22 protein-coding genes and 2 pseudogenes are annotated in these 26,154 nt (G+C 69.5%); 8 read left to right on the top strand and 16 right to left on the bottom strand.

The features are described 5' to 3' along the window. Positions 1 to 61 precede the first annotated feature (61 nt). Complete coding sequence (locus tag O7601_RS13430; RefSeq protein ID WP_281566477.1) at positions 62 to 901, bottom strand: DUF4081 domain-containing GNAT family N-acetyltransferase; 840 nt, start codon at positions 899 to 901, stop codon at positions 62 to 64. A gap of 228 nt (positions 902 to 1,129) precedes the next feature. On the opposite strand from O7601_RS13430, the gene O7601_RS13425 reads away from it, so the two are divergent. Then, on the top strand, positions 1,130 to 1,714 hold the full coding sequence (locus tag O7601_RS13425; protein WP_281566476.1) for a PadR family transcriptional regulator: 585 nt from the start codon (positions 1,130 to 1,132) through the stop codon (positions 1,712 to 1,714). A gap of 124 nt (positions 1,715 to 1,838) precedes the next feature. Here the strand turns inward: O7601_RS13425 and ispG are convergent, their stop codons facing one another. The 4 genes from ispG to O7601_RS13405 all read right to left on the bottom strand — a co-directional run bounded on the left by ispG (position 1,839) and on the right by O7601_RS13405 (position 5,747). Continuing rightward, on the bottom strand, positions 1,839 to 3,011 hold the full coding sequence (gene ispG, locus O7601_RS13420) for a flavodoxin-dependent (E)-4-hydroxy-3-methylbut-2-enyl-diphosphate synthase (protein WP_281566475.1): 1,173 nt from the start codon (positions 3,009 to 3,011) through the stop codon (positions 1,839 to 1,841). A gap of 9 nt (positions 3,012 to 3,020) precedes the next feature. After that, positions 3,021 to 4,271, bottom strand: a complete 1,251-nt coding sequence (locus O7601_RS13415; RefSeq protein WP_281566474.1) for a site-2 protease family protein — start codon at positions 4,269 to 4,271, stop codon at positions 3,021 to 3,023. Next, on the bottom strand, positions 4,271 to 5,482 hold the full coding sequence (gene dxr / locus O7601_RS13410) for a 1-deoxy-D-xylulose-5-phosphate reductoisomerase (RefSeq protein ID WP_281566473.1): 1,212 nt from the start codon (positions 5,480 to 5,482) through the stop codon (positions 4,271 to 4,273). Before dxr ends, O7601_RS13415 begins: the two co-directional genes overlap by 1 nt. A 91-nt stretch (positions 5,483 to 5,573) precedes the next feature. Beyond that, on the bottom strand, positions 5,574 to 5,747 hold the full coding sequence (locus tag O7601_RS13405; RefSeq protein WP_281566472.1) for a hypothetical protein: 174 nt from the start codon (positions 5,745 to 5,747) through the stop codon (positions 5,574 to 5,576). 477 nt (positions 5,748 to 6,224) lie between these two features. Here O7601_RS13405 and O7601_RS13400 point away from each other — a divergent pair, with 477 nt between their 5' ends. Beyond that, complete coding sequence (locus O7601_RS13400; RefSeq protein ID WP_281566905.1) at positions 6,225 to 7,535, top strand: IS110 family transposase; 1,311 nt, start codon at positions 6,225 to 6,227, stop codon at positions 7,533 to 7,535. 298 nt (positions 7,536 to 7,833) lie between these two features. On the opposite strand, the gene O7601_RS13395 is transcribed toward O7601_RS13400, so the two are convergent. Then, the gene (locus tag O7601_RS13395) at positions 7,834 to 8,028 is read right to left on the bottom strand and encodes a DUF397 domain-containing protein (RefSeq protein ID WP_281566471.1); all 195 of its coding nucleotides are present in this window, start codon (positions 8,026 to 8,028) and stop codon (positions 7,834 to 7,836) included. Further along, on the bottom strand, positions 8,018 to 8,899 hold the full coding sequence (locus O7601_RS13390; RefSeq protein ID WP_281566470.1) for a helix-turn-helix transcriptional regulator: 882 nt from the start codon (positions 8,897 to 8,899) through the stop codon (positions 8,018 to 8,020). The genes O7601_RS13395 and O7601_RS13390 overlap by 11 nt, the downstream gene beginning before the upstream one ends. Before the next feature lie 204 nt (positions 8,900 to 9,103). Between O7601_RS13390 and O7601_RS13385 the strand changes: the two genes are divergently transcribed. Then, positions 9,104 to 9,358 carry a hypothetical protein gene (locus O7601_RS13385; RefSeq protein ID WP_281566469.1) on the top strand — a complete coding sequence of 85 codons (255 nt, stop codon included), beginning with the start codon at positions 9,104 to 9,106 and terminating at the stop codon, positions 9,356 to 9,358. Then, positions 9,355 to 9,600, top strand: coding sequence for a DivIVA domain-containing protein (locus O7601_RS13380; protein WP_281566468.1), 246 nt, complete (start codon positions 9,355 to 9,357; stop codon positions 9,598 to 9,600). The genes O7601_RS13385 and O7601_RS13380 overlap by 4 nt, the downstream gene beginning before the upstream one ends. A 247-nt stretch (positions 9,601 to 9,847) precedes the next feature. Here O7601_RS13380 and O7601_RS13375 read toward each other — a convergent pair whose 3' ends face one another. From O7601_RS13375 to O7601_RS13360, 4 genes and pseudogenes are all read right to left on the bottom strand, one after another. After that, positions 9,848 to 10,090, bottom strand: a complete 243-nt coding sequence (locus O7601_RS13375; RefSeq protein WP_281566467.1) for a type II toxin-antitoxin system RelE/ParE family toxin — start codon at positions 10,088 to 10,090, stop codon at positions 9,848 to 9,850. Beyond that, positions 10,087 to 10,386: a type II toxin-antitoxin system Phd/YefM family antitoxin gene (locus O7601_RS13370; RefSeq protein WP_281566466.1), complete on the bottom strand. Its 300-nt coding sequence runs from the start codon at positions 10,384 to 10,386 to the stop codon at positions 10,087 to 10,089. Before O7601_RS13370 ends, O7601_RS13375 begins: the two co-directional genes overlap by 4 nt. Positions 10,387 to 10,934: 548 nt before the next feature. Continuing rightward, positions 10,935 to 11,414 (bottom strand): hypothetical protein, encoded by a 480-nt coding sequence (locus O7601_RS13365; protein WP_281566465.1) that lies wholly within the window; start codon positions 11,412 to 11,414, stop codon positions 10,935 to 10,937. Then, positions 11,411 to 15,421 (bottom strand): annotated as a pseudogene (locus O7601_RS13360) (ricin-type beta-trefoil lectin domain protein); the annotation flags it as partial. The pseudogene O7601_RS13360 and the gene O7601_RS13365, both read right to left, overlap by 4 nt. 263 nt (positions 15,422 to 15,684) lie before the next feature. On the opposite strand from O7601_RS13360, the pseudogene O7601_RS13355 reads away from it, so the two are divergent. Then, positions 15,685 to 15,918: pseudogene (locus tag O7601_RS13355) on the top strand (hypothetical protein); the annotation flags it as partial. A gap of 223 nt (positions 15,919 to 16,141) precedes the next feature. Continuing rightward, on the top strand, positions 16,142 to 16,978 hold the full coding sequence (locus O7601_RS13350) for a YhjD/YihY/BrkB family envelope integrity protein (protein ID WP_281566464.1): 837 nt from the start codon (positions 16,142 to 16,144) through the stop codon (positions 16,976 to 16,978). A 153-nt stretch (positions 16,979 to 17,131) separates the two neighbouring features. Here O7601_RS13350 and O7601_RS13345 read toward each other — a convergent pair whose 3' ends face one another. Further along, positions 17,132 to 18,298 (bottom strand): alkaline phosphatase PhoX, encoded by a 1,167-nt coding sequence (locus tag O7601_RS13345; protein ID WP_281566463.1) that lies wholly within the window; start codon positions 18,296 to 18,298, stop codon positions 17,132 to 17,134. Positions 18,299 to 18,501: 203 nt separating this feature from the next. Here O7601_RS13345 and O7601_RS13340 point away from each other — a divergent pair, with 203 nt between their 5' ends. Continuing rightward, a complete protein-coding gene (locus tag O7601_RS13340) occupies positions 18,502 to 20,100 on the top strand; it encodes an NAD(P)/FAD-dependent oxidoreductase (protein WP_281566462.1) in 1,599 nt (532 codons plus the stop codon). Positions 20,101 to 20,108: 8 nt separating this feature from the next. Here O7601_RS13340 and O7601_RS13335 read toward each other — a convergent pair whose 3' ends face one another. Further along, positions 20,109 to 21,692 carry a Rieske 2Fe-2S domain-containing protein gene (locus tag O7601_RS13335; protein WP_281566461.1) on the bottom strand — a complete coding sequence of 528 codons (1,584 nt, stop codon included), beginning with the start codon at positions 21,690 to 21,692 and terminating at the stop codon, positions 20,109 to 20,111. A gap of 190 nt (positions 21,693 to 21,882) precedes the next feature. On the opposite strand from O7601_RS13335, the gene O7601_RS13330 reads away from it, so the two are divergent. Then, positions 21,883 to 22,104: a DUF2631 domain-containing protein gene (locus tag O7601_RS13330; RefSeq protein ID WP_281566460.1), complete on the top strand. Its 222-nt coding sequence runs from the start codon at positions 21,883 to 21,885 to the stop codon at positions 22,102 to 22,104. Positions 22,105 to 22,251: 147 nt separating this feature from the next. Here the strand turns inward: O7601_RS13330 and O7601_RS13325 are convergent, their stop codons facing one another. From O7601_RS13325 to O7601_RS13315, 3 genes are all read right to left on the bottom strand, one after another. Next, the gene (locus O7601_RS13325) at positions 22,252 to 23,349 is read right to left on the bottom strand and encodes a DivIVA domain-containing protein (RefSeq protein ID WP_281566459.1); all 1,098 of its coding nucleotides are present in this window, start codon (positions 23,347 to 23,349) and stop codon (positions 22,252 to 22,254) included. A 31-nt stretch (positions 23,350 to 23,380) separates the two neighbouring features. Continuing rightward, on the bottom strand, positions 23,381 to 24,532 hold the full coding sequence (gene rlmN / locus O7601_RS13320) for a 23S rRNA (adenine(2503)-C(2))-methyltransferase RlmN (protein WP_281566458.1): 1,152 nt from the start codon (positions 24,530 to 24,532) through the stop codon (positions 23,381 to 23,383). A 104-nt stretch (positions 24,533 to 24,636) separates the two neighbouring features. Beyond that, entirely contained in the window at positions 24,637 to 26,031 is a 1,395-nt protein-coding gene (locus O7601_RS13315) for a phosphatidate cytidylyltransferase (protein WP_281566457.1), read from the bottom strand. Positions 26,032 to 26,154 lie beyond the last annotated feature (123 nt).

Raw genomic sequence — 26,154 nt, 5'->3', positions numbered from 1 at the left:
CTCAACGCATTTTCGCCGGTGGCGGGGCGTGACGAGGATCTCCGCCGACCGGCGGGCCGGCTCAGAACAGCACGGTCGCCAGCGCGCCGACCGGGCGGAAGCCGCAGCGCTGGTAGACCCGCCGGGCGGGCAGGTTGAAGTCGTTGACGTACAGGCTGACCGTCGGGGCGACCCGGGCCAGCGCGTCACGGACCACCGCCGCCATCGCGGCGGTGGCGATGCCCCGCCCGCGCCACTCGGGTGCCACCCACACCCCCTGGACCTGCGCGGTGCGCCGGGTGACGACCGCCAGTTCGGCCTTGAACACCACCCGGCCGTCGACGAAGCGGGCGTACGCCCGACCCGAGCGGATCATCTCGGTGACCCGGCGCCGGTACCCGCGCCCGCCGTCGTCGACCAACGGTGAGATGCCGACCTCCTCGGTGTACATCGCCACGGCCGCCGGGAAGAGCCTGTCGAGTTCGCCGCTGTGCACCCGGCGTACCTGCGGGTCGACGGGGATCGAGGGCAGCGCGTCGGTGACCAGCAACGGCTGGTTCGGGCGTACGTCGCGGGCCGGTCCCCAGGTGTCGGAGAGCCGCTCCCACAGTTGCAGCACGGCGTCGGCGCGCCCGACGATCGAGGAGCAGAGCCGTTCCTCGCCGGCCAGCAGGTCGGCGAAGGCGGCAATGGCCTGTGGGCCGGCCAGCACCGGGGTGAGGTTGCCGCCGAGCCAACAGACGGATTCGAGGTGGCGGCGGGAACCGTACCCCAGGACCCGGCCCTCGGCCCGCCACCAGGCCAGCCCACGCGCGGCGACCCGCTCCGCGACCTGCGCGCTAGCGAACGGGTCGAGATCGAGCAGCCGCTCGACCGCACGCCGTTCCGATTCCCCGATTTGCCGCACCGGCGCCGTCAGCACGGTTACCAGCCTGCCAGATTCGTTCACTTTCTGTCGGCAGACCGCAACCCCACCCCACCCGCTCCCCCTCCCACCCCCTTGATCAAGGAGCTTTCGCCGTCCGCGGGCCTCCATCTCGACCCAAACTTTTGGTCAACAAGGCGGGGCGGGCGGCAGTGAGTTGTCGGCGTTGTGTTGGCGATATATCGTTGATGCATCAGTGATAGTGTCGCGAAGGAGAACAGTCTGATGAAGTTCCATCGACGTGGGCATGGGCTGCACGAAGGGCGGATGCGGGGGTTCGGTTTTCCGCCCTTCCCGCCGGGGCCGCCGTTTCCGCCGGGCGGGCACGGGTTCGGGCACGGTCGGGGCGGTCGCGGACGGGGCCGGGGACGCCGGCCCAACGTCCGCAACGCCGTACTGGCTTTGCTCACCGAGCGGCCGATGCACGGCTACGAGATGATCCAGGAAATCGACTCGCGCACCGGCGGAAGCTGGCGGCCGAGCCCCGGTTCGATCTACCCAACGCTCCAGTTGCTGGAAGACGAGGGCGTCGTCGTCGCCACCGAGGAGTCCGGCGGTGGCCGGAAGCGGTTCACCCTCACCGAGCAGGGCCGCGCCGAGGCCGACGAGGCGGCCCAGACGCCGCCCTGGGCGGAGGTCGCGGAGGACACCATCAACAGCTGGCACGACATTCGTCACGCCGGCATGCAGGCGATGCAGGCGCTGCGCCAGGTGATGATGACGGGCACCGACGATCAGCGGGAACGCGCCGCCCAGGTGCTCGACGAGACCCGCCGCAAGCTGTACGCGATCCTCGCCGAATCCGAGTGACCCGGTACGCGCCGAGGGCGGCCACCCAGTGGATGGCCGCCCTCGTACGTCCGGCCGCGCCCGCGCCGCCCACGACCCTGCCGATCGCGCTCGGGCCGGTCGCCCTCGCCCGCCTGTCGCGTCGTCAGTGCACGGTGACGGTGGCGCCGGGGATCAGGTCGCGCAGTTCCTCGGGCAGTTCGGCGCCCATCTCGTCGGCCAGCCGCAGCGCCTCCTCGATGAGGGTCTCCACGATCTGCCCCTCGGGCACCGTCTTGATGACCTGGCCCTTGACGAAGATCTGCCCCTTGCCGTTGCCGGAGGCCACCCCCAGGTCGGCCTCGCGGGCCTCACCGGGACCGTTGACCACGCAGCCCATCACGGCGACCCGCAGCGGCACCGGCAGCCCTTCCAGGCCGGCGGTGACCTCCTCGGCCAGCTTGTAGACGTCCACCTGGGCCCGCCCGCAGGACGGGCAGGAGACGATCTCCAGGCCGCGCTCACGCAGGCCGAGCGACTCCAGGATCTGGTTGCCGACCTTGATCTCCTCGACCGGCGGCGCGGACAGCGACACCCGGATGGTGTCGCCGATCCCCTCGGCCAGCAGCGCCCCGAAGGCGACCGCGGACTTGATGGTGCCCTGGAACGCCGGCCCGGCCTCGGTCACGCCGAGGTGCAGCGGGTAATCGCACTGCTCGGCGAGCTGCCGGTACGCCCGGATCATCACCACCGGGTCGTTGTGCTTCACCGAGATCTTGATGTCCCGGAAGCCGTGCTCCTCGAACAGCGAGCACTCCCACAGCGCCGACTCGACGAGCGCCTCCGCCGTGGCCCTGCCGTACTTGGCCAGCAGCCGCTTGTCCAGCGAGCCGGCGTTGACCCCGATCCGGATCGGCGTACCGGCGGCGGAGGCCGCTGCCGCGATTTCCTTGACCTTGTCGTCGAACTGGCGGATGTTGCCCGGGTTGACCCGGACCGCCGCGCACCCGGCGTCGATCGCGGCGAAGACGTACTTCGGCTGGAAGTGAATGTCCGCGATCACCGGGATCTGCGACTTCTTGGCGATCGCCGGCAGCGCCTCGACGTCGTCCTGGCTGGGCACCGCGACCCGGACGATCTGGCACCCGGACGCCGTCAGCTCCGCGATCTGCTGAAGGGTGGCGTTCACGTCAGCGGTCAACGTGGTGGTCATCGACTGGACGGACACCGGCGCGCCGCCGCCGACCGGCACGGACCCGACCATGATCTGGCGGCTGGCCCGGCGGGGCGCGAGCGGCGGCGGCGGTACGGGCGGCATACCGAGACTGACAGCGGTCACTTCAGGCACTCACTTTGGGAAGAGGGTGATCGGGTTGACCACGTCCGCGGTGATGGTGAGCAGGGTGAACACCCCACCGATCAGGATCACCACGTACGTGAAGGGCATCAGCTTGAAGTAGTCCACCCGACCCGGGTCGGGCTTGCGCAGCCGCGCGTACAGCCAGGAACGGGCCCGTTCGAACCAGGCGATGGCGATGTGGCCGCCGTCCAGTGGCAGCAGCGGCAGCAGGTTGAACACCCCGATGAAGAAGTTCAGCGAGATGAACAGCATGACGAAGATTTCCCAGGCGTTGTTGGCGACCGCCTCGCCACCGAGGACGCTCGCGCCGACCACGCTGATCGGGGTGTCGATGTCCCGCTCGCCGCCGGTGATGGCGGTCCACAGCGCGGGGATCTTCTCCGGCAGCCGCTGCAACGCCTGCGCGGTGGCCACCGCCATGTCGCCGATGAAGGTGCTGGTCGCGCCGACCGCCTCCACCGGGCCGTAGCTGACCAGGCCGGGGGTACTGATGATCAGGCCGATGCCGAGCGCGGGAACGTCGGTGACCGGCCCGTCCGGGTTGTCGATCGGGGGGCGCTTGGTGGTGCCCAGCACGGTGTCGACGGTGCCGGCCTGGCCGTCGCGCTCGTAGCCGAGGGTGGCGGTGGCACCCGGGCTGGCGGTCCGTAGGGCGGTGAGCAGGTCGCCGTAGTTGGTGACCGGGGTGCCGTTGAACGAGGTGATCCGGTCGCCGTTCCGGAGCCCGGCCGCGGCGGCCGGGCTGGCGGCGTCGCTCGGGGTGCACTCGCGGTAGGTGGTGTCCGGCAGGACGCAGTCCTGGAGGGCGATCACCGCCGGCTCGCTGCGGATCTGCTCCTCGGTGGTCGGGCGGTCCGGGTTGGGCAGGCCGAAGGTCATCGCGGCCAGCCAGGCGGCGAAGATCGCCAACCCGAAGTGGGTGACCGACCCGGCGGACATCACGATGGTGCGCTTCCACACCGGGTAGCGCCACATGGCCCGCTTCTCGTCACCGGGCTCGACGTCGTCGTCCTGCGGCGTCATCCCAACGATCTTGCAGAAGCCACCGAGCGGGATGCCCTTGATCCCGTACTCGGTCTCGCCGCGCTTGAACGACCAGAGGGTGGGGCCGAAGCCGACGAAGTAGCGGGTGACCTTCATGCCGAAGGCCTTGGCGGTGAGCATGTGCCCGGCCTCGTGCAGGCTCACCGAGATGAGAATGCCGAGGGCGAACAGCACCACCCCGAACGCGAACGACATCAAGCTCCTTCCACCGCAGCAGCGATGATCTCCTGCGCGTGTGCGCGCGCCCACGACTCGGCTTCGAGTACGTCCTCGACGGTACCCGGTTCGCCGAAATCGGGAGCCTCCTCCAACACGCGCTGCAACGTGTCGACGATGCCGAGGAACGGCAGCCGCCCGGCGACGAACGCCGCCACGCACTCCTCGTTCGCCGCGTTGTAGATCGCCGGCCGGCATCGACCGCCCTCCCCGGCCGCCTTGGCCAGCGCCACCGCCGGGAACGCCTCGTCGTCAAGCGGCGCGAACTCCCAGGTGTGCGCCGTGGTCCAGTCGACGGCGGCGGCGGCCTCCGGCACCCGGTCCGGCCAGCCGAGGCCCAGGGCGATCGGCAGCCGCATGTCCGGCGGGCTGGCCTGCGCCAACGTCGACCCGTCGACGAACTCGACCATCGAGTGGATCACCGACTGGGGGTGCACCATCACGGTGATGTCGGCGTACGGCACGTCGAACAGCTCGTGCGCCTCGATCACCTCAAGCGCCTTGTTGACCATGGTCGCCGAGTTGATCGTGACGACCGGCCCCATGGTCCAGGTCGGGTGGGCCAGCGCCTGCTCCGGGGTCACCGCCGTCAGCTCGTCGCGCCGCCTACCCCGGAACGGCCCACCGCTGGCGGTCACCACCAGCCGGCGGACCTCACCCCGGGTGCCGCCGCGCAGGCACTGGGCCAACGCCGAGTGCTCCGAATCGACAGGGACGATCTGCTCCGGCCGCGTCACCGCGCCCTTGACCAGCGAGCCGCCGGCCACCAGCGACTCCTTGTTGGCCAGCGCGAGCGTACGCCCGGCGCGGAGCGCCGCCAGGGTCGGCGCCAACCCGAGCGACCCCACCACCCCGTTGAGCACGACGTCACACGGCCACTGGGCCAGCTCGGTCATCGCCTCCGGCCCGGCCACGATCTTGGGCAGCTTGAACTCGCCGCTCGCCCAGCCCCGCCGGCTCGCCTCGGCGTAGAACGCCAGCTGAAGGTCCTGCGCGGCGGACGCCTTGGCCACCCCGACCACGTCGACACCGAGTTCGAGCGCCTGGGCGGCGAGCAGCCCGATGTTGCCGCCACCGGCACCCAGCGCCACCACCCGGAATCGCTCCGGGTTGCGCCGCACGATGTCGATGGCCTGCGTACCGATCGACCCGGTACAACCCAGCAGCACAAGATCACGGGGGGACGTCACGCCGCCCATTGTTACGCACCGCCGCTGAGCGCAAGGCAGGGCACCTTGTTGCGCCTGAGGTCGCGCAAGGGCGTCTCTGAAGGAAGGAAAGCTACTTCCCTTCCCGGTCCGCCTCCGGCGGGACCGGGCCTTCCGTCGAGTCAGCATCCTGCGGTGCCTCGTCGTCGAGCAGGTCTGCCGGGTCGACCGAGAAGTCGAAGGGCCGATTCATCGCGAAGGTGGTGCCAGCGGCGGCTGCCGCCAGCGGTGACCACGAGACAACCACGCGAGACCCCGACCCTCGGTCCCACGCGAGACCCCGATCCTCGGTCCGTTGCTCTCCAGCAGCACGCCCGACGCAGCGCTCGCTCTCCACCGCGAGTCCCGGACGGCACCACCTCAAAAAGGCAGATGCGATCCTCGCTCGCTGCACGCCGTCAACCTTTCACAGCGTCAACGGGTCAAACTGAGGACTCGCCAGCAAATCTTGGACAGTTTCCGTTAGCGCCTAACGGAAACTGTCCAAGTCACCCGGTCTTTCGGGACGCCTCGCAGGCGTGAAAATGGTGGGTAGGTCGCCCGCCGACGTCGTGAGATCTTGGCCTGTTTGAGGCCGTGTCCAAGTCTGACGCCGGGGCCCGGACCTGAAGGGTCACGCACTGTTGCTTCGAGCACGCCGGTCAGATTTTCGGTTCCCGACCGAGGCCCCCGGGCGACCGCCTTTCATATCGATTGCGCGGTGAGTGAGGGGGTGTGGGTGAGGATGCGTGGAGTGCCCGAGGAGATTGCGGACGCGGAGTCTGAGCAGGTCCTGGCGCGGGTGTGCGCGGTCGACGTGGCCAAGGAGTCGGGGATGGTGTGCACCCGCGGGTCTGGTCCGAGCGGGCGGCGTGTCAGCCGGGTGTGGCAGGTGGCGGCGACCACGAAGGCGGTCAGTGACCTTGCGGGGAATCTGGTGGCGGCGGGGGTGGAGAAGGTCACTGTGGAGAGCACGTCGGACTACTGGCGGATCTGGTTTTACCTGTTCGAAGCTGCCGGGTTGGATGTGCAACTGGTCAACGCCCGTGACGTCAAGAACGTGCCCGGGCGGGCGAAGACCGACAAGCTGGACGCGGTGTGGTTGGCCAAACTCACCGAGAAGGGCCTGTTACGGCCGTCGTTCGTGCCCCCGGCGCCGGTGCGGGTGTTACGCGATTACACCCGGATGCGGGTGGATCTGGTCCGGGACCGCACCCGTTACTGGTCGAGGTTGGAGAAACTCCTCGAAGATGCCCTGATCAAGGTCTCGTCGGTGGCGTCGACCCTGAAGACGGTCTCGACGCGGGACATGGTCGAGGCGTTGATCGCCGGCCAACGTGATCCGCAGGCCCTCGCCGGCCTGGCCCGTGGCCGGATGCGCGGCAAACACACCGCCCTGATCGAGGCACTCACCGGCCGGTTCGACGCCCATCACGGTGAGCTGGCCCGGATCCTGCTCGACCAGATCGACCGCCTCGACGCCGAGATCGCGAAGCTCACCACACGGATCGGGCAGTTGCTCGACGACATCGATCCACCCTCCCCCGACGGGGACATCCCGCGGCCAGACGCCCGCACACGGCTGGCCGAGATCCCGGGAATCAGCACCGAGTCCGCACAACTGATCATCGCCGAGATCGGCCTGGACATGACACGGTTCCCCACCGCCGGACACCTGGTGTCCTGGGCGAAACTATGCCCACGCACCATCCAGTCCGGCACCACCCACACCCCGGGCAAGACCGGCAAAGGCAACCCCTACCTCAAAGGCGCACTCGGTATCGCCGCCGCCAGCGCCGCCCGCGGCAAGACAACGTTCCTGTCCGAACGCTACCGACGCGTGGTCAAACGCCGAGGCAAAGGCAAAGCCCTCGTCGCCGTCGCCCGATCCATACTCGTGACCATCTGGCACCTGCTGGCCAACCCCACCACCCGTTTCCACGACCTCGGCGCGGACTACCACGACCGCCGCGTCAACACCACCCGCAAGATCAACAGCCTGATCCGGCAACTCGAAGCCCTCGGCCACACCATCACCCTGCAACCAACCACCTGACCCACACCCACCCCAACCCCAGCCAATCGACACAAGGCCAGTCCCGCACGCCCCAAACCCGCCGCGGTACAGGTCATTTACCGGTCAGATCTCACATCCATGTCCCGCCTTGGCACCGCGCATAGCCCGATTCAGGTTGTGATCGACACCGTTGCGGCCATCCGGCAGCCTCCCGGCGCCGTGGAGACCACAATTCCACCGAACCGGTTTCCTGATCATGCTCCGACCGGCCCGGCACCGCGAAGACACGGCCCGGTGCCGACCGGGTTCGGTCGGCACCGGGCGGGTCATGCCAGGTTCAGGTGCGGGGGGCGAAGCGGCCTGCGCGGGTGGCGGCGACGAACCGGGTCCAGCTTGTCGCGGCGAAGCTCAGCTCCGCGCCCTGCCGGTCCTTGCTGTCGCGTACGCCGACCGCGTCGACAAAGCCGGCCACCTCGACGCATTCACCGCTGCCGGACCGGGACGACGTGCGCCACGCTCCGTCACGTCTCATGGGTCATCTCCTTCGCGATTGCCGTGATCAACTCACGGGAGTCATCGACGTCGAGCGCCCGCTCGCCGAGCGAGCGCCAAACTTCCTCGTAGGTCCGGATCTCGTGCGGCTTGTCAAGGTAGACCGCGCCGCACGGACCGTCCATGTAGATCGTGGTCGGCTCCGGTTCCCGCACGTCGGCGGGGAAGTCGAGCATGGTGAAGGTGCCCGTATCGGCCGAGCGGAACAGCCCGGCGGCCAACGGAAGTACCCGGATCTTGATGTTGTGCTGGCGACCCGCCACCACCAGCGCGTCGAGTTGCCGGGCCATCGCCGCCCGGTCACGCAGCGGCCGACGTAGCACCGCCTCGCTGAGAATCACGTCGTAGTAGGGCGCGCGGGGTACCGCCCGAGCCAGCAGACGTTGTCTGCGCAGTCGAACATCTACCTTGACCTGCTGTTCGGCCTGGGACAGATCCGGATGGTTCGTCGCGATGACCTCAGTCATGTACTCGACCGTCTGCAACAGGCCGGGTACCAGGTCGGCCTCGTACTTTCGGATCTTTGTCGCGGCGGCCTCCAAGCCGACGTACAGCTTGAACCAGTCCTCGATCGCCTCGCCGTAGCTGTGCCACCAGCCGTGCGCCTTGGTTTCCCGGGCCAGCGACCGCATGGTCTGGATGGTCTCGGGGGTCGCACCGTACACCCGGCACATGGCCTCCACGTCGTTCGGGTGCATGGGGACCTGGCCGGTTTCGTACCGCCAGATTCGCGGCGTCGACCATTCCAGTTCCTTCGCGGCCGCGACCACAGTTACGTGCGCGTTTTCGCGAAGTTCTCTCAAATACCTGCCGAGTTGCCTACGCGGGACGGTGCTTCCCGGGTCGTCCACGTCATCTCCTCTGCTGTTGTCGCGTAAGGCACCTCATCCCTTGATTCGCATTCTCGCGCAAAACATTGCGCCAGGCCAGTAGTGAAATGACCATCGTGGATGACCAGCCAATCCCCCTGGCAGGTCAGGGCCGGAGCGGACGCCTCCCACGAACCTCATCCCGGCATCCGCTCCGGCCCCGCGACCATTCCACAGAGGAGGACCATGGATTCGATCGACGAAGCCTTCGGCGAGATTCCGCTGCCTCCCTACATCACCGCCGAAGATGTCACATTCGCGCTCCGGGCGATAAGCGTGCACGCCGCAGAACAATGGCCCGACGGCCAACGCTGCCGCAACGACCGGGCAACCCACCCCTGCCGCCTGCACCGCTGGGGCCGCCGCATCCTCACCATGCGCGGCCTCACCGATCAGGAAATCCAGACGATGCTCGCCGAGCAGGAAGCCTCCCGCCCATGATCTACCTGTCCGGGGAGCGCCCACTTCCCCAGCACGCCCGCGCTACCACCTTCGACACCCGTTGGCGCGGCCTCGACCCAACCCAGGTGTACGCCTACCTCAACCGGCTCGCCGACGAGCTGGAACGCCTACACCGCGAACTGACCACCGCCAACACCGAAGCCGAACGCATCCGCCAGGCGCTGCGCCAATGGCAGTCCCGCCAGGCCGCCCACCGCCACCACAGTCGCGACTCCCGATGAACCCGCCTCGGTGGGTCATCCACCTACCCACCACACTGATCCGCTCCGACGAGGCGACCGCACTCGCCGTGGCCCTCCGAGATTCCCTCGGCCACCTGACGGTCATCGACTTCGGCGAAACCACCCTCAGCGAGGAAGACCACCAAAGCCGGCGTACCCGAGTCTGGTGCGACACCCCACTCGACGGCCCCGGACGCTGCCCCCGCCCCAACGACCACCCGGGCACCTGCGCGCCAGCTCCGACGGCCTACGAGTAAACGTCCTTGCGATGCCCGACATCGTGGATGGTGAGTTCGTCGTCGTCGAGCCGGTAGAGGACCCGGTAGTCGCCGACGCGCAGACGACGCCCAGATCCATCGCGCATCTCGGTTGAGTTCTGCGGCGAAGGATCGGCGACCAAGCCGAGGATCGCACTCAGGACGGTCAGAAAAACGTGGCGAGGTTGCTTGTGCAGCCAGACCAGCACGTTCCGGTCGATCTGAACCTTCACGCCGCCGCACCGCCGGGCCGGTCAGCCAGCAGCGCCTCCACCTCGCGAGGATCGACCCCTAGCGACTCCAGAGCCGCCGACAGCGGCACGAACTGACCCTCGGCACGGGAACGAGCGATCACCGCCGAATCCCGGCGGTCCCGGAACGCCTCGATCTCCTCCCACTCGTCGATGCCGATCAGGACAGCCACGGGTCGCTCGTACTTGGTGATGATCACCGGATCACCGGTGCGCTCGATCCCCTCCAGCACCCGACCCACGCCATCGCGAAACTCCCGCAGCGTAATCTTCGCCATGTACCGCACCGTACCACGCGGTACCATTCCGACGCCCCCACATGCCCCGCCGCCACCTTCGACACCCGCTGGCGACGCTGCCCCGCCCCGGCGACCACCCGGGCACCTGCCTGGCCGTTGGGCACCACCCGATCAGGCGGTGCGTGGCTCGTCATTGGTTTGCGGCCACGGTGGGTCGGGTGGTGTCCACGGCGGTGTGCCTGCCGATGAGGAGCCTCGCCTCGGCACCCGGCGTACGGCGTAGCGGATGGCCCACGGGATGCCGCCAAACATCACGACCACCGCGACGATCGGCACAACGATTACCGCTACACGTTGCGGAGGCCAACCGGTCAGCAAACGCAGCAGCAACGGCAGTGGCACCATCGCCCCAGCGAGGATGCCCGCAACGCAGATCCGGCCGGTCAGGGCCGGCAACGGCTCCGTGGCGTTGGCGACGAGCACCGGACCACTCCGAGGAGCCCTGTTGGTCTGGAGATTGGCCGGCGTGTCAGCCAATCCGTCCTTCACAATTAGGAGCAGGCACCCGCACCGGGCGGCCATCAGGATTACCTGTCCGTCTGCGACTCCGTCATCAGCGTCGGCCGGTATCCACGCTCCGAGGCCCATCGTTCAGCCTCGATTAGGAGCTGGCTTACCTCAACTTTCGAAAGACCTCTCACGCTTGCCATTCCGGCAAAAATAAGCATCTTAAGTCCTTCCACCCTTCCACTTGGAATGGCGGACAAGTCTGCGCTTTCCCCCAGCGCGGAACGAACGACTAGCTCCACCTCCCCTTCTTTCATTCGAGGATCCGGGAACTTTTTGACAATTTTTCGGGACAGCTTCTTAACGTCAGACAACTTCGGGGGAGTCGCGAAATGCCCAGCTAGCGCCACAGCCAGCGCGCCGTCAACCAAGCCATCCGCGTCCCGCCAGCCCGTCGATACCAACTTCGCTTTGACCCTATCCCGGGACTCATTGTCACGAAGGATCGTGGCCATCATAAATTGCGCCATCAGCGACCTGGGACCAAAAACGTCACTCATCTTCGATGCTTTCCCTTGTAGCCACCCTGAAGGATGCGCTTTACCCCCAAACCAATTGCGTACAATACGATACCGATATTTCCGACAGCGTCCCCGACGGCCACATCGGCCACTGGCGGAGCTCCGGTGTTCTCATATACTTGCGCAAAGAACTCGGCACCTTCCTGAATGCTGTCGACCTTCTTTTCGACACCATCGCGCCGACGTTGGTTGGGCTCGTCGTAGTCGGTCTTCTGCCGATCAACCGTGACCCCGTCCCCATCCACCTCAAAGCGAGGGGCTTTGTCGCACTGGCAATCGTCAGAATGCCCCGCAAGCGAACCCCCACAGTTATGGACGAGGATCGAAGTTCTGTCCGCTACCACATGGTACGTGTGGGTGTTGGCGACGGTTAGGTTGTGGACGGTGGCGCGGGGGACGCTCCAGCGGTCGATCGCGGTGATCTGGACGTAGGTGCCGGCGCTGGTTCGAAGCCACTGGCCGGGCTGGAGGTCGGTGGCGTCGATCCACTCGCCCAGTTCGGGTACCCAGAACGGGTGACCGTCGGTGGCGGTGACCTCGGCGGTCTCGCTGCCGTGATCGCCGTCGGTGTCGATGACGACCTTCACCAGGTCCTTGACGCCGTCGCCGGTGATCGTGGCGGTAACCGTGTCCACCTCGGTACGGCCGGTCTCCGGATCGGTGACCACCACCTTGTCGCCGGGCTCGACGTCCTCGATCGCCTTGGTTGAGCCGTCGGCCATGAGCACCCTGGTGCCCGGCACGAAGCTGTTGCCGGGGCGCTCACAGGATCCACCACCCGACGAACCGCCATTGTTGCCGCTGGAGCCGCCGTTACTGCGGTTGGAGGCACCGGAGGAACCGCCCGGCTTTGAGTCGCCCTTGCCACCGCCACCGCTACCGCCGCCGCCCTTGCCGCCGGCGCCGCCGGACGCCGCCGACGAGCCCTTCGGGTTGGACTTGGCCTGGGCTTCCTTCTGCGGGCCGTTACCCGTCTTCTTCGCCGACTGGGTCGCCTTGTTGCTTGTCGAGTTGACCTTGTCGGCGGCCTTCTTCTTCGCCGCCTGGGCAGCCTTCTTGGCCCGTTCGATGGCGAGCTTCTTGGCCTGCAACGCGGCGGCCTCGGCAGCTCGTGCCGCCGCCAGCACCGCCTCGGCGGCCCGTTTCGCCGCCTGCCATGCCTGGATCGCGTTGATCGTACGGTTGACCGCCCGGATCACCGCCGGAATCTTGGCGACCTTTGTCCAGGGGATGGCGTTGAGGATGAGGCTGCCGCACGCCCACATGTCACCGCCGAAGCAGTTCAGGGCGTCGTTGATGCCGATGAACTCCTTGAGGATGTACCACGCCGAATCCAGGATGACCGAGATCAGCGAGCGGCCCATGTTGGCCTGCGCCTGAGCGATCATCGCCGACGACAAGCCTGCACCAGCCAGCGCCGCCGCCGTCTCCGACGCGGTCAACGCCACCGACAGGCCCGACGGGTCGGAGTGGGTGACCGGGTTGTTGTGGGCGTACGTGAAGCCGTTGTTCTGCACCGGGTCGGTCAGGTCCAGCACCGGGTCCGCGGAGAGGAACCGACCCACCTCCGGGTCGTACAGCCGGGCACCCAACGGTACGAAGCCCGACGTGTCGTCGCGGACCGCGCCGAGGAAGCCCCGGTTGGTCTGGAGATTGGCCGGTGTGTCGGCGATCCGCTGGTTGCCGAACGGATCCTGCTTACGGATCCGGATCTGCATCCCGTTGGCGAGGGCCACCTCGGCGGACGGGCTGCCCTGGTGGTCGCTGGCGACGGCCACCAGGTTGGATCCGGTGCTGGTGCCGTAGGCGTACCGCGTCACCATCCCGCCCGGCGTGGCGTAGCTGCGCTGGGTGTTGAGCAGCATCCCGCCGCTCTGCACGGAAACCTGGGCCTCGCCGAGGTCGAGGGTGGCCTGCTGACCCTGGATCTTCAGCAGGCGGGTGCCGCCCGGCCCGTAGATGTGCCGCGTCTCGTCCTGCGCCTCCCACAGCTGCTCGGGAGCACCACCGGCGCAGGCCGCGAGCACGATCGGCGTGGAGTCGGCGATGGCTGCGTCCTGCACCGCCAGGCACAGGCCGGAGGTGGGATGCTTCAACTGCCCCGTCGACAGCCGCTCCAGCTGCTGCGCCGCCGTGCCGTCACACCGTTGCAGGCGCAGCGCCGACCCGGCGGTGGTGCCGGCCGGCTGGGCGCACCAGGAGTCGAATATCGACAGGGTGCCCAGGTTCGCGTTGGTCTGCTCCGGTGCCGGGACGAAGGCCCACTTCTGCGCGATTGTCGCGTTGCACGTGTACAGCTGGATGGGTCGATTCGGCTCGGCCAGGCTGGAACTCAGGTCTATGCACTTGCTCGCCAGACCCAGGTACGCGGTGCGGCCCTTGGTGCCGGAGCCGGTGATCCGCTCGACCTGGCCGTCGTACGTCCAGGACAACTCCTGCTGGTCCCCGTTGCGGGTGGAGGTGACCGACTTCGTCTCGCCGGTCAGCTCGTACAGCCGCTTCGCCTCGGAGACGATGGCCGCGCCCTGCGGCGTGGTGTAGGTCTTGGTGACGGCGTCGAGGGTGCGCGGCTGGTCGCCCTCCTCGGTGCCGTAGCCGTACCCGTAGGTGGTCTCGATCGGGCCGGTGGAGGTGCGGCCGGTCAGGTCCCGCTCGACCAGCTTGGTCCGGTTGCCGAGCAGGTCGTACTCGTACTCCTGCCAGTAGCCGGTGCCGTCGACGCCCGCCGCCGCGTTCGGTGCCGTCGCGGTGCCCGGACCGGCGCTGCACGACGCCTGGTCCTGGGAGGTCCAGGCGTTGCGGAGCTGGCCGAGCGGGTCGTAGGTGAAGCACTGCCGCTCGGCGATTCCGGCCGCATACTCACGGATCGCGGTCACGTTGCCGGCGGCGTCGTACCAGTAACCACGGTTCGAGACCAGGTGGTTGCCCTCGATCTCGCGGAACACCTGCTGCCGGGTGAGGGCGCCGCTGGCGTCGTCGTACGAGGCCATGGTCCACACCCGGTACGGGTGCGCGCCCAGCGTCGAGCGCAACACCTGCCCGTACGGCGAGTAGACCGTCTCGGAGCCGTACCAGTCCTTGCCGGACACCGACAGCGGCAGGCCGTCCCTGGTGTACCGGACCAGCAGCTTCTCGCTGGGCAGCGAGCCGACCGCCGGCAGCGTCGCCGACTCGGTCAGTCCGGTGTCGGTGTACGTGTGGTCGTAGCGGTAGTCCCGGTTCAGACCCCAGGTGGTGGCGATCGACTCCGGCAGCGTCAACGTGGTCGAGGTCGGCTGGTAGTCCTCGGTGTAGCCGCCGACCGACTGGGTGTACGGCAGGCCGTCGGTGTACCGGGTCGACGTCGCCGGCAGGCCCTTACCGCCGGCCACCGTGTCGTAGGTGTACTCGGCCAGCAGTTCACCGCCGCTGCCACCGAGCCGCTGCTGGGTGGGGCGGGACAGCTCGTCGTACCCGTTCCAGACCGTGATGCCACGGGCGTTGGTGCTGGTCAGCGGCCGGTCCCGGTGGTCGTACGTCATGGTGGTGGCACCGGTGTCCGGGTCGGTGGTCCGGGTCAGCCGGCCGCGCTGGTCGTACGTCCAGGTCCACGGGACCGGGTTGGCCGAGTGGGTGGCCTCGGCGAGTTGCCCGCGCGTGTCGTACTCGTAGCGCATGGAGGTGAAGTCGGTGCGGGCGGCGTCGCGGAAGGTATCGACCCGCGTGGTGCGGCCCAGGCCGTCGGTGTAGAGGCGGTACGAGGCCGCGCCCGCCGGGTTGATGACTGTGGAGTGGTCGAGCCCGTAGCTGTACTTGGTGGCGCGGCTCGGGTACTCCGTGCCGTTGAGCAGTGGCAGTTCCTCGACCACCCGACCGAGGCCGTCGTAGGTGTAGCGGGTGGCGTTGGGCACCACCGTGTCCGACTCGGGGGTGAACAGCCGGCCGATCGGCGAGCCTTCGGCGAAGTAGACGTTGTTGGTCTACCAGACCTCGCCGGCCGAGTTGTAGAAGCGTTGTCCAGGCTGGTGTCCTTGAGCATCTGCACCGTGGACCCGTCACCGTTGGCGGTGGTCCAGGTCCCGGTGGTGTCGTCCCGGACCAGCTCGGTGGTCATCCCGCCGAGGGAGAGAGTGGCGTTCTTCGACCCCCAGCAGAGGTCCGCGGTCCGGTGCTCGCTGTTGTTCGAGCCGGGCTTCTTGGAGCCCTGCCGACAGTTGACGTAGGTCGTAGGTGCGGGTGATCGCGCCGGCCGCGTAGTCCCAGCCGTCCGCTCCCGGCCAACGCGCCGAACCCGTCGACCTGGACCCAGATCAAGGCGGTCGGCGACATCACCGGCGACAAACGGCCCGACCTGGCGCTACGCTCCGGCGCGGAGTTCTGGGTGCTGTCCGGTACACCGGGGCCGCCTTTGCGGAGGCGACCCTGATGAACCACGACGCCTGGGCGCGCCGCGATGTCGTCAATCATCGACATCGACATCGACGGGACACCCGACCTGCTCTGGCGTTGTTCTCTCCGCCGACTGGCGACTGTACCGGGCATTCGGCTGACCGAACCGAACGGCGACGGGCCTGAGCAGCCGCATCCCTGCCAGGCCCGTCGCCGGGCGCCTTCTCACTACCTCACGACCCGGTCCACCGAACAGACCCGGCCGCTGATCCGTCGGCCGGGTGCGACCCGCGCAACGGGGATGGTTGCCAGCGGGAATGACGGGGAAATGGAGCGCGATGGGCGGTGCGTGGGAGCGGACGAGGCGGATCACCAATGGGGCTTTCCGCCCGGTCCGAGGCCGGGATCTGTCACTGCACGCCGCCTCGATCACGTTCTACGGTGCGATCGCCGTGGTGCCGGTGGCCCTGCTGGCGATCTGGCTCACCTCGCTGCTGGCGGGAGCGTCCCAGGTTCGGCGGCTCACCGGGTACGCCGTGGAGGCCCTGCCGGACGCGATCGGTGCGCCGCACGCGGTGGCCGCACTGGTCGAGGCGGGGGTCGGCCTGACGCCGTGGCTGGCGCTGGCCGCGCTGTTGCCGGCGTCGCTGTACGGCGAAGGGCTGCGCCGGGCGTTCGTCTCGGTCGCCGCGCCCCGCTCCGACGAACACCTGATCGGCTGGCGTGGCCGGCTGTTGCTGCTGCCGCTGCTGGCACCGGCCCCGGCGCTGCTGCTGTCGATCCTGCTGGCCCTGCCGACCACCACCGGGCTGGTCCGGCGCGGCGGTTGGGCCGGCGCGCTCGGGGTGGTGCTGTCGTTCCTGGCGGTGTGGCTGGTCCTCACGCCGGTGCTGATGTGGGTGTTCCGGGTGGTCGGCCCGGCCTCGCCGGACTGGCTCTCCACGCTGGGAATGGGCTCGTTCACCGCGGCGAACCTGTCCGGCTTCCTGCACGGTTTCGTGCTCTTCGCCTCGTTGCCACTCGACCTGGGCGTGCCCTTCGGCGGCCTCGACGAGGTGGGTTCCGCCGTGGCGATCCTGCTCTGGCTCTACCTGTTCCACGTGATCGTGCTGGCCGGCTACTCCGCCACCCTGGCCCTCTCCGCCTGGCGCACCCGCCGCCGACAGCGCGGATGACAGCGCGGATGACAGCGTCGGTGACAGCGTCGATCATGAAGTTGTTGCCCTGAGCAAACGCTCTCCGAGACAACAACTTCATGATCGACGGAGCTGGGGGCAGGGACGGAGCTGGGGGCAGGGACGGAGCTGGGGGCAGGGACGGAGCTGGGGTCAGCGGCGGAAGGGGCCGGTGACCTCGTAGGTGATGCCGCCGGAGCCGACCGAGTTGCCGCTGGTGCCGCGCTGGGAGGAGAAGTAGAGGCGGGAGCCGTCGGGGCTGAACGCGGGGCCGGTGATCTCCGAGGAGGACTGGCCGAGCAGGCGCAGGAACGGCGCCACCACCCCGGCCGGAGTGATCACGCAGATCTCCATGTTGCCGCCGTCCTCGGCCACGTAGAGGTCCCCGCCCGAGGTGCCGGTGATGTTGTCGACACCGGTCAACGGCGCGGTGCCTGCCGGCACCAGCGAGTCGTCGTACGCCAGGTCGATGCGCTGGTTGACCGCGTCGTACGCCCACACCCGGTTGTCGCCCTTGGTGGTGAACCAGCAGGTGCCCCGGTCGTACCAGCAGCCTTCGCCACCGTCGAAGTGCTTGGCCGCGCCGACCTGCCACCGGGTCGGGATCGGGAAGCCGTCCCGGTCCGGAATGTCCTGCCAGGTCACCGGGCCGGCGGTGGCGTTGGCCGGGGCGCACAGCACCTGCACCTGGCCGGTGCGCAGATCGCCCCAGGTGTCGGGGACGAAGCGGTAGAAGCAGCCGTCGCTCTCGTCCTCGGTCAGGTAGATCACCCGACGGTCCGGGTCGCAGGCCGCCGCCTCGTGGGTGAACCGGCCCATCCGGGTCCGCTCCTCGGCGCTACGGCTGCCGTCCGGCCAGGTCTCGAAGACCCGCCCCAGCGGCACCTCCTCGCAGGACAGCCAGGTGCCCCACGGGGTAGCCCCACCGGCGCAGTTGACGTTGGTGCCGCCGAGGATCCGGTACGAGGTGGCGATCGACCCGTCGGCGCGGAACCGCACCGCGGAGGCCCCGCCGATCAGCGGCACCTCCGAGTTCGAGACGTAGATCCAGCCGTCGCCTGCCGGGAAACAGGCACCGCCGTCCGGTGCCCAGTGCCAGACGTACGAGGTGCCGGCGACCCGCTGACCCGAGCGGGCAATGACCCGGCTGGTGAAGCCGGCCGGCAGCTGGATGCCGTTGGCGTCGGCGGCGAGCAGGCCGCCGTACGGGCCGGGGCCGGGTTGGGCGGGCGCGGCCAGGGCGGCGCCGGCCCAGAGACTTCCGGAGAAGGCGGCGGCACCGCCGACGACGGTGGCACGCAGCACGGTACGACGGTCCACGGAGAACCTCCCAGGGGTGACGGGGGCGGGCCTCACGACGCTAAGCCCCCCACCCCATCGACAAAACCCACTCCCCCATGAACACCAATCGAACCCTCCACCCTGTTGATCATGAGGTTAGCCGCACGAATGGAGATCAAGAGTGCCGCCAACCTCATGATCAACAAGCGTGCGGCGGGGCGGGAACGGGTTAGGGTGCGGGGATGGTGGGTGGTGAGGTGCCGGGGCGAGCGGACGTCGTGGTCGTGGGGGCGGGGCACAACGGGTTGGTGTCGGCGATCCTGCTGGCTCGGGCCGGGCTGGACGTGCTGGTGCTGGAGGCCGCCGAGGTGATCGGTGGGGCGACGCGCACCGAGAACCCGTTCCCCAAGGTGCCGGGGCTGCGTCACTCCACCGGGTCGTACCTGCTCGGGTTGATGCCGCCGGAGCTGCTGGCCGCGCTCGACGTCCGGATCCCGGTGCTGCGCCGCGACCCGCACTACTTCCTGCCCACCCCCGGCGGGGTCGGCTCGCCGTACCTGCTCTTCGGCACCGACACACAGGCCACCCGGGCGCAGCTCACCGAGTTCTTCTCCCCCGCCGACGCCGGCGCCGACGAGGCGTTGCAGGCCGAGCTGGCCGCGTTGCGCGAGGACCTCGCCCCGGCCTGGCTGGCCGAGCCGTTCAGCGTCGAGGAGACCGCCGAACGCTACGTCCGCCCCGCGCTGCGCCAGGTCTTCATCGACCTGGTACGCGGCTCCGTCGCCGACTACCTGGCCCGCTTCGACTTCCGCTCCGAGCTGCTGGTCAGCATGTACGCGGTCACCGACGGCCTGTCCGGGCTCAACGCCGGCCCCGACGACCCCGGCACCGGGCACAACTTCCTGGTGCACAACATGTGCCGGCTGCCCGGCTCCGGCGGCACCTGGATGATCGCCGAGGGCGGCATGGGCACCGTCTCGCGGATCTTCGCCGACGCGGCCCGAGCCTCCGGCGCCCGGATCGTCACCGGTGCCCCGGTCACCGCGATCACCCTCGACCGCGGCGCCGCCAGTGGCGTGGTGCTCGCCGACGGCCGCCAGATCGACGCGGAGGTGGTGCTCGGCGCCTGCGACCCGTACCGGCTGATGGAGCTGCTGCCCGACGGCGCGCTGCCGACCACGCTCAGCGGACGGATGGCGGCGGTCCGGCGCACCGGCAGCACCCTCAAGCTGAACCTGGCGCTGCGTGACCTGCCCCGCTTCTCGTGCCTGCCAGACGGCGCGCCGAGCCCGTTCGGTTCCACCATCCACCTGCTGCCCGGCTCGGCGACGCTGGCCGGCGGCACCGGCGAGTCACCGATGGCGGCGCTGCGCGCCATGTGGGCCGACGTGCGGGCCGGGCGACTGCCGGCGGAGCCGACCATCGAGTGGTACCTGCACACCACCGTCGACCCGTCGCTGGCCGACCCGGCCGGGCACCACTCATCGGCACTGTTCGTGCAGTCCGTGCCGTACGAGTTGGCCGGCACCACCTGGGACGCGGAGCTGCCCGGCTACGTCGACCGGCTGGTCGGAATCTGCGAGCGCTATGCACCCGGCACCGGCGACCTGATCGCCGACGCGGTGCCGCTGCCGCCGCCCGGCATCGAGGCGCATTTCGGCATCACCGGTGGGCACATCCACCACGTCGACAACACCGTCTCGTTCGCCGACCGGATGCCCTATGCCACCGGCGTGGACGGGGTGTACGCGGGCAGCGCCGGCTGTCACCCGGCCGGCAGCGTCATCGGTGCCGCCGGCCACAACGCCGCCCAACGCATCCTCGCCGACCTCGGTCGGTAGGCGACGCCTCAGCTCGTCGGCTGGGTGACCTCCGTGGCGGGAGCCTCCTCGCCGACCCGGTGGGCGCGGACCTTGTGACCGACGCTGGTCAGGCAGCGCCCGCTGGGTAGGTCGAACCGCCAGCCGTGCAGCTGGCAGGTGAGCTGGTCGCCGTCGACGATGCCGAACCGGCTCAGGTCCGCCTTCAGGTGCGGGCAACGCCGCTGCACCACCCAGTCACCGATGGTGATGTCCTCGGCGTCGACCGCCCGCTCGTGCTCGTCGTACCAGCCCTCGGCGTACTGGAGTCGCTCGCTGGACAGGCACTTGAAGAAGGCGTAAACGAACTCGTTGTACTGCCCGATCCGGGCGGCGGAGAAGCGGCAGGACAGGAAGAGCGAGTTGACCCAGTCCACCTCGCCGATGTGCAGCAGGTGCTCCACCAGCGCCCGCTCGGTACGGAACCGGTAGCGCACCTTCTCGTCGGCGTACGGCCGCACCTGCTTGCCGGGGAAGTCGACCACGATCGACTCGACGCTCTCGCCGTCGTAGCCGACCAAATCGAAACGGACCGGACCGCCGACCCCCTTGGCCAGGTAGATCGACTCGTCGAGCAGCGGTTCGACACGCCGCTTCAGCTCCTTGAGCACATCGACCTCGGGGTGCCGCCAGGACGCCTTCTCCGCCTCGATGACGGGCCGCTTACGCTCGCGCATCTCCTCCAGGTGGGCGACCTTGTTGGCGAAGAACTCCGCCACCGGCACCGGGTGGGTGGTCGTGGCCCCGGTGGTGGTGACCTCGGTGACGCTGCCGGGCAGCAGCACGATGCCGTTGGTGCCGCCGACCTTGGCGTACTCGGACAGGAAGACCGACTGGTCGGGAAAGATGTTCCCCTCGTCGCCGAAGATGTCGTTGAACTGCCACAGCTCGTCGTCGAGGAAGCACGGCGGGCCGGCGATCGGGAAGACGTGGTCGGCCTTCAGGTCGTCGATGTAACGCCAGGTACGGTCGAACTGCCGATCCCGCTTCTGCTTGCCGAAGGCGGTCTTTGCCGCGTTCGGCAGCTCGTAGACCATCGGATACCAGATCGCGCCGGAGAACTGGAGCAGGTGCGCGTGCACGTGGCCCAGCTCGGCGAAGGTGCTCAGGTCGGTGGGGCGGGCGTCGTTCTGGTTGAGCAACCGGACGCCGTCGTACTCGACCCAGAGCGAGGAGTCACCGATCGGACCGTCGGTCGGGCTGGTCAACGCCTGAATCATGATCTTCAGGCCGCCGTCCAGCTCGACGACCTCCTCGTTGCGGGTCTTCAGGAACTTCGTGAAGCCCAGCTCGCGGAACTCGTCCTCCATCTCGGAGGTGGGGAACTCGGGCAGCAGCACGGTCGCCTTCTTCGACACGTACCGCCTCAGGTGCGCCGCGTCGAAGTGGTCCCGGTGCAGGTGGGAGACGTAGAGGTAGTCGACGTCGCCGAGGGCCTCCCAGTCGAGCTGGGAGTTGTCGGGGAACGGGAACCAGGAGGCGAAGTAGGCCGGATTGACCCACGGGTCGCACAGGATGCTGCCCGCGGCCGTGTCGATCCGCATGCTCGCGTGCCCCGTACCGGTCACTCGCACCGCAGTTCCCCCTCAAAAAGACAATCAAGGTGTACGCCCCAGAACGCTACCGGAGGCAGTCTGGTCCTCGCCCCGCGACGCCGGTAGTGCCCTGCCACCCACCAGAGCGGGGCCCATCGGCCCTGGCCGGGAACCTTCACGGGGGACGTGCCAGACTAGCCGCAGATCCGTTCGCGAGGAAGGACCGACAGTGGCAGGCAGCGAGCCGGTAACGTCGCCAGACCAGCACAAGCCCGGGCATCGTAAGGCCGGGCGGATCGGCGCGGTGGTCACCGCGTTCGCGCTGCTGGCCATGCTCTGCGGCAACCACGAGGGCAGGGTCGAAAACCTCTGGCTGATCGGCTTGGCCGCGCTCCTGCTGCTCATCGTGATCGGTGACGTGGTGCTGCGCCGCAACGGCCTGCGCTCCTGACGACCTGTTCAGCCGCAACGGCCCGCGCTGCTGAGCGACCGGACCCGGCGCGACGACCTGACGGCCGGCCGGCGCACGCACCTGGGTAGGCAAGCGCGAGGGCCCGCTCTCCGTTCCCGGAGGCGGGCCCTCGCGCATCGCTGTCTGTCAGCGGCCGAAGAGGATGTCCTGCACGTTCTTCAGCGCGGCGTCGACCTCGGCCTCGAAGTAGCCGCCCTGCACCAGCCCGAAGCGCAGCGTGTCCAGGTCCTTCGGGTTCACCGGCATCTGGTTGCGCCCGGCCATCCCGCCGAGCAGTGACTCGAAGAACCGGTCCACCTGGTCCGGGTCGTATCCGCTGCCGAAGCGACGGACCTGGAAGCTGCGCCGGATCTGGTCCACCCGGTAGAGGTCGCTGCCGGGCGGGCCGGCCATCGGAGGCCCACCCATCGCGGGCGGACCGCCCATCGCCGGAGGGCCGCCCATCGGAGGGCCGCCCAGCGCCTGCTGCGGCAGGCCGGGAGGGCCCGCCGGGCCACGCCGGGGATCGCGGTCCGGCAGCCTGATCTCGGCGGTCATGTCCGTACGGCCGTGCCGACCCGCCTCGAACCCGTCGAAGCGCTGCTCGTCCGGGGGACCGTAGCCGCCGGGACCGTCCGGCGGACCGTAGCCACCCGGCGCGTCCGGTGGACCGTAGCCGCCGGGGCCGGCGGGCAGTCCGCGCGGCGGAGGCCCGCCGTGACCCATGCCGCCGGGAGGAGGACCCATCGGCGCGCCCGGGCCCATCGGCGCGGCGGCACCGCGCGGGCCGTCGTAACCACCCCGGGGAGCGTTGTCGTACCCGCCGGCGAAGGCGCCCGTCGGCTCGTCGTAGCGGCCATAGGGCGGGCCGGCCTGTGCCGGCATCGTCCGGGGCGGCATCGGTGGCTGCGGCACCGGGGACATGCCGCGGTCCTCGCGCATGCCGGGGCCCATCCGCTCCATCGGGCCCATCCGGCCGTCGCCGCGAGCGGACACCCCGCCGCGCTCCTCCAGCTCCGCCAGCTGCCGTTCGACCCGGTCGAGGTGCAGGTCGACCTGCCACTCGTCATAGCCGTTGAAGCGAACCCGGAAGACGACGTCATGGACCTCCTGCGAGGCCACCGGCGCCCCTACCGGCTGCCCGGCGAGTGTCGCCTCGACCCGGTCCAGGAAGGCGTCCACCTCGTCAACCTTGTATCCCCGGCGGAGCGCCTTACGCCGGAAACGCTGACCCTGACTCGCCACTATGTCTCCTGGTCTCGTTCGCCACGCCCGGTCACGCCGTCATCTCCCCGGCCGGGTCGGTGCCACTGTCCTCCGCGGCGGCCAGTTGCCCACATGCTCCGTCGATCTCGCGACCCCTGGTGTCCCGCACCGTGGTGGGCACCCCGGCGTCGCGCAACCGCCGGACGAACTCCCGCTCGACCGGCTTCGGGCTGGCGTCCCAGCGGCTGCCCGGAGTCGGGTTGAGCGGGATCAGGTTCACGTGGGCCAACTTGCCGGCCAGCAGCCGGCCGAGCAGGTCAGCTCGCCACGGCTGGTCGTTCACGTCCTTGATCATCGCGTACTCGATCGACACACGACGGCCCGTGCGGGCCGCGTAGGCCCAGGCGGCGTCCAGCACCTCGGACACCTTCCAGCGCTGGTTGACCGGCACGAGTTCGTCGCGCAGCTCATCATCGGGGGCATGCAGCGACAGCGCAAGAGTCACGGAGAGGTCTTCGCTGGCCAGTCGGTGGATGGCCGGCACCAGCCCGACCGTGGAAACGGTGATGTGCCGCTGCGACAGGCCGAGCCCCTCGGGCGGCGGCGCGACCAGGCGGCGGATCGCGGCGATCACCCGGTTGTAGTTCGCCAGCGGCTCCCCCATGCCCATGAAGACCACGTGCGACAGCCTCGGCGGTGACCCCGCGACCTTGCCGGAGGCGGCCACGCCCGCCAGGTAGACCGCCTGGTCGACGATCTCGGCAGTGGAGAGGTTACGGGTCAGGCCGGCCTGACCCGTCGCACAGAACGGGCACGCCATGCCGCATCCGGCCTGGCTGGAGATGCAGACGGTGACCCGGTCCGGGTAGCCCATCAGCACGCTCTCCACCAGCGATCCGTCGTGCAACCGCCACAACGCCTTGCGGGTCGCGCCGTCGTCGCAGGCCAGCTCGCGGACCGGGGTGAGCAGCCGGGGGAGCAGCTGGTCGGCCAGGCGGTCGCGGGACGACGCCGGCAGGTCGGTCATCTGGGCGGGATCGCGGACCAGCCGGCCGAAGTAGTGGGTGGAGACCTGCCGGGCCCGGAACGCCGACTCGCCCAGCTCCGTGACCAGGTCCTTCCGGCCGGCGAGGTCGAGGTCGGCGAGGTGTTGCGGTGGCATCGCCGCCCGGCGCGCGCCAGGCGCGTCCGGGTCGACAGGCATCAGGGGAAGACTCGTCATGGCACGTCCAGTCTGGCACGCCCGGCTCGAAACGCACCCCTGCGGAGGTGCCGGATCCGCTGCCGCCTCGTCCGTGCCCCGATCCCGTCGGCGTGGGCCATGCCTCAGCTCACCGCCGGAACGAACACCACGAGCAGCAGGTACGCCGTCGGCACCGCGAACAGCACGGAGTCGAGCCGGTCCATCAGGCCGCCGTGGCCGGGCAGCAGGTTGCTCATGTCCTTCACGCCGAGATCCCGCTTGATCATCGACTCGGCGAGGTCACCGAGGACCGCGGCGCCGGAGACCGCCATCCCGAACACCGCACCCCACCAGGGCGCCACGTCGAACAGCAGCCAGAGCAGTACGGCGCTGCCCAACGCCGCCGCGCCGACCGAGCCGGCAAAACCTTCCCAGGACTTCTTCGGGCTGATCGTCGGGGCCATCGGCCGCTTGCCGAAGTTGGCACCGGCCGCGTATCCACCGGTGTCGGAAAGCACCACCGCGACCAACGTCACCAGCACCCGCAGCGCACCGTCACCGGGAGACGAGGCGAGCAGAGCGGCGAAGCCGCCGAGAAACGGTACGTACACCGAGATCAGGGTCGCGGCGGTCATGTCCCGCCGAAGGTTGGCCGTACCGTCGCCGAGCCGCCAGACCAAGGTGCCCGCCACGGTGACCAGGAGGCCCAGCAGGAGCGCGTCCAGCCCGGCGAACCAGGCCAGGGTGACGGTGAGCACCCCACCGGCGACCAGCGGCACCAGCGGCACCTCGGCGCCGCCACGACGCACCGCGCGGGACATTTCCCAGATGCCGACGCCGAACGCGGCGGCCAGCACCAGCAGGAACGCCGGGGTATAGAGGAACAGGGGCAGCAGGACCGCCGCGCCCAGGCCCACGCCGACCGAGATGGCCGCCGGCAGGTTCCGCCCGGCCCGGCTCGCGCCCGGCTGCGTGGCCGGCCGGCCGGCACCGGCCCGACGCCGGCCCCGGTGACGCCGGCCCGGGGCGTCCGCCCCGTCAGGCTGTGGTGCCTCGGGGTCCGCGGCACCGGGCGGCACGGCCGCGAGCTGGGTGGTGGGCGCGTCGTCATGGTCCCGACCGGCGCCCACCCGTACCGGAGCGATCTGCGCGGTGGGCGCGTCGCCGTGGTCCAGGTCGCGGACTCCGTTGCGCCCGTGCGGTGGCTGGTCCCAGCTGGCGGGTCCGCGCCCGTTGCGGCTCTCCTGGGTCGGCCGGTCGCCGACGTACCGACCGCGTCGATCCGGGTCAGCGTCGTACGGCTCGCCGAACTCCGCGCCGACCGGGCCACCCCGGTCGTCGGGGCGATGGGCGTATGGCTGCTCGGACTGCGGGCCGGGTCGGGTGCGCGGGTTGGCGTACAGCTCGGCTGCGGGCTGCGGGCCGCGGCCCCACGGACCGGGTTCCACGTCCGGATCCGGCCAGGGCAGCGAGGTGGGTCGGTCCGGGCGATCCCAGTCACGGGCCTCGGCGCCGCCGTAGGGGTCGAGGTGGGACATCACGCACCAGGGGCGAGCGGTACGAGATCCACCACTTGACGCACAGCCACTACCATCCCCTACCCGCGCGAGACGCTCCGTCTATGTGCCGGCCTGTCGGCTGGCCGATCCCCACCGTTCACC

The organism is Verrucosispora sp. WMMD573 (genome assembly GCF_027497175.1).
In the GTDB taxonomy this organism is placed as follows: Bacteria; Actinomycetota; Actinomycetes; order Mycobacteriales; family Micromonosporaceae; genus Micromonospora.
This window is presented reverse-complemented; position numbering and strand designations above follow the sequence as displayed.

Coding starts and splice junctions, on each gene's coding strand:
- O7601_RS13380 (WP_281566468.1), top strand. CDS start 9,355: ATGATCTACCTGTCCGGGGAGCGCCCACTTCCCCAGCACGCCCGCGCT.
- O7601_RS13315 (WP_281566457.1), bottom strand. CDS start 26,031: ATGTCCCACCTCGACCCCTACGGCGGCGCCGAGGCCCGTGACTGGGAT.
- O7601_RS13425 (WP_281566476.1), top strand. CDS start 1,130: ATGAAGTTCCATCGACGTGGGCATGGGCTGCACGAAGGGCGGATGCGG.
- O7601_RS13385 (WP_281566469.1), top strand. CDS start 9,104: ATGGATTCGATCGACGAAGCCTTCGGCGAGATTCCGCTGCCTCCCTAC.
- O7601_RS13370 (WP_281566466.1), bottom strand. CDS start 10,386: ATGGCGAAGATTACGCTGCGGGAGTTTCGCGATGGCGTGGGTCGGGTG.
- O7601_RS13395 (WP_281566471.1), bottom strand. CDS start 8,028: ATGAGACGTGACGGAGCGTGGCGCACGTCGTCCCGGTCCGGCAGCGGT.
- O7601_RS13415 (WP_281566474.1), bottom strand. CDS start 4,271: ATGTCGTTCGCGTTCGGGGTGGTGCTGTTCGCCCTCGGCATTCTCATC.
- rlmN (WP_281566458.1), bottom strand. CDS start 24,532: ATGACGAGTCTTCCCCTGATGCCTGTCGACCCGGACGCGCCTGGCGCG.
- O7601_RS13365 (WP_281566465.1), bottom strand. CDS start 11,414: ATGAGTGACGTTTTTGGTCCCAGGTCGCTGATGGCGCAATTTATGATG.
- O7601_RS13400 (WP_281566905.1), top strand. CDS start 6,225: ATGCGTGGAGTGCCCGAGGAGATTGCGGACGCGGAGTCTGAGCAGGTC.
- O7601_RS13350 (WP_281566464.1), top strand. CDS start 16,142: ATGGGCGGTGCGTGGGAGCGGACGAGGCGGATCACCAATGGGGCTTTC.
- O7601_RS13340 (WP_281566462.1), top strand. CDS start 18,502: ATGGTGGGTGGTGAGGTGCCGGGGCGAGCGGACGTCGTGGTCGTGGGG.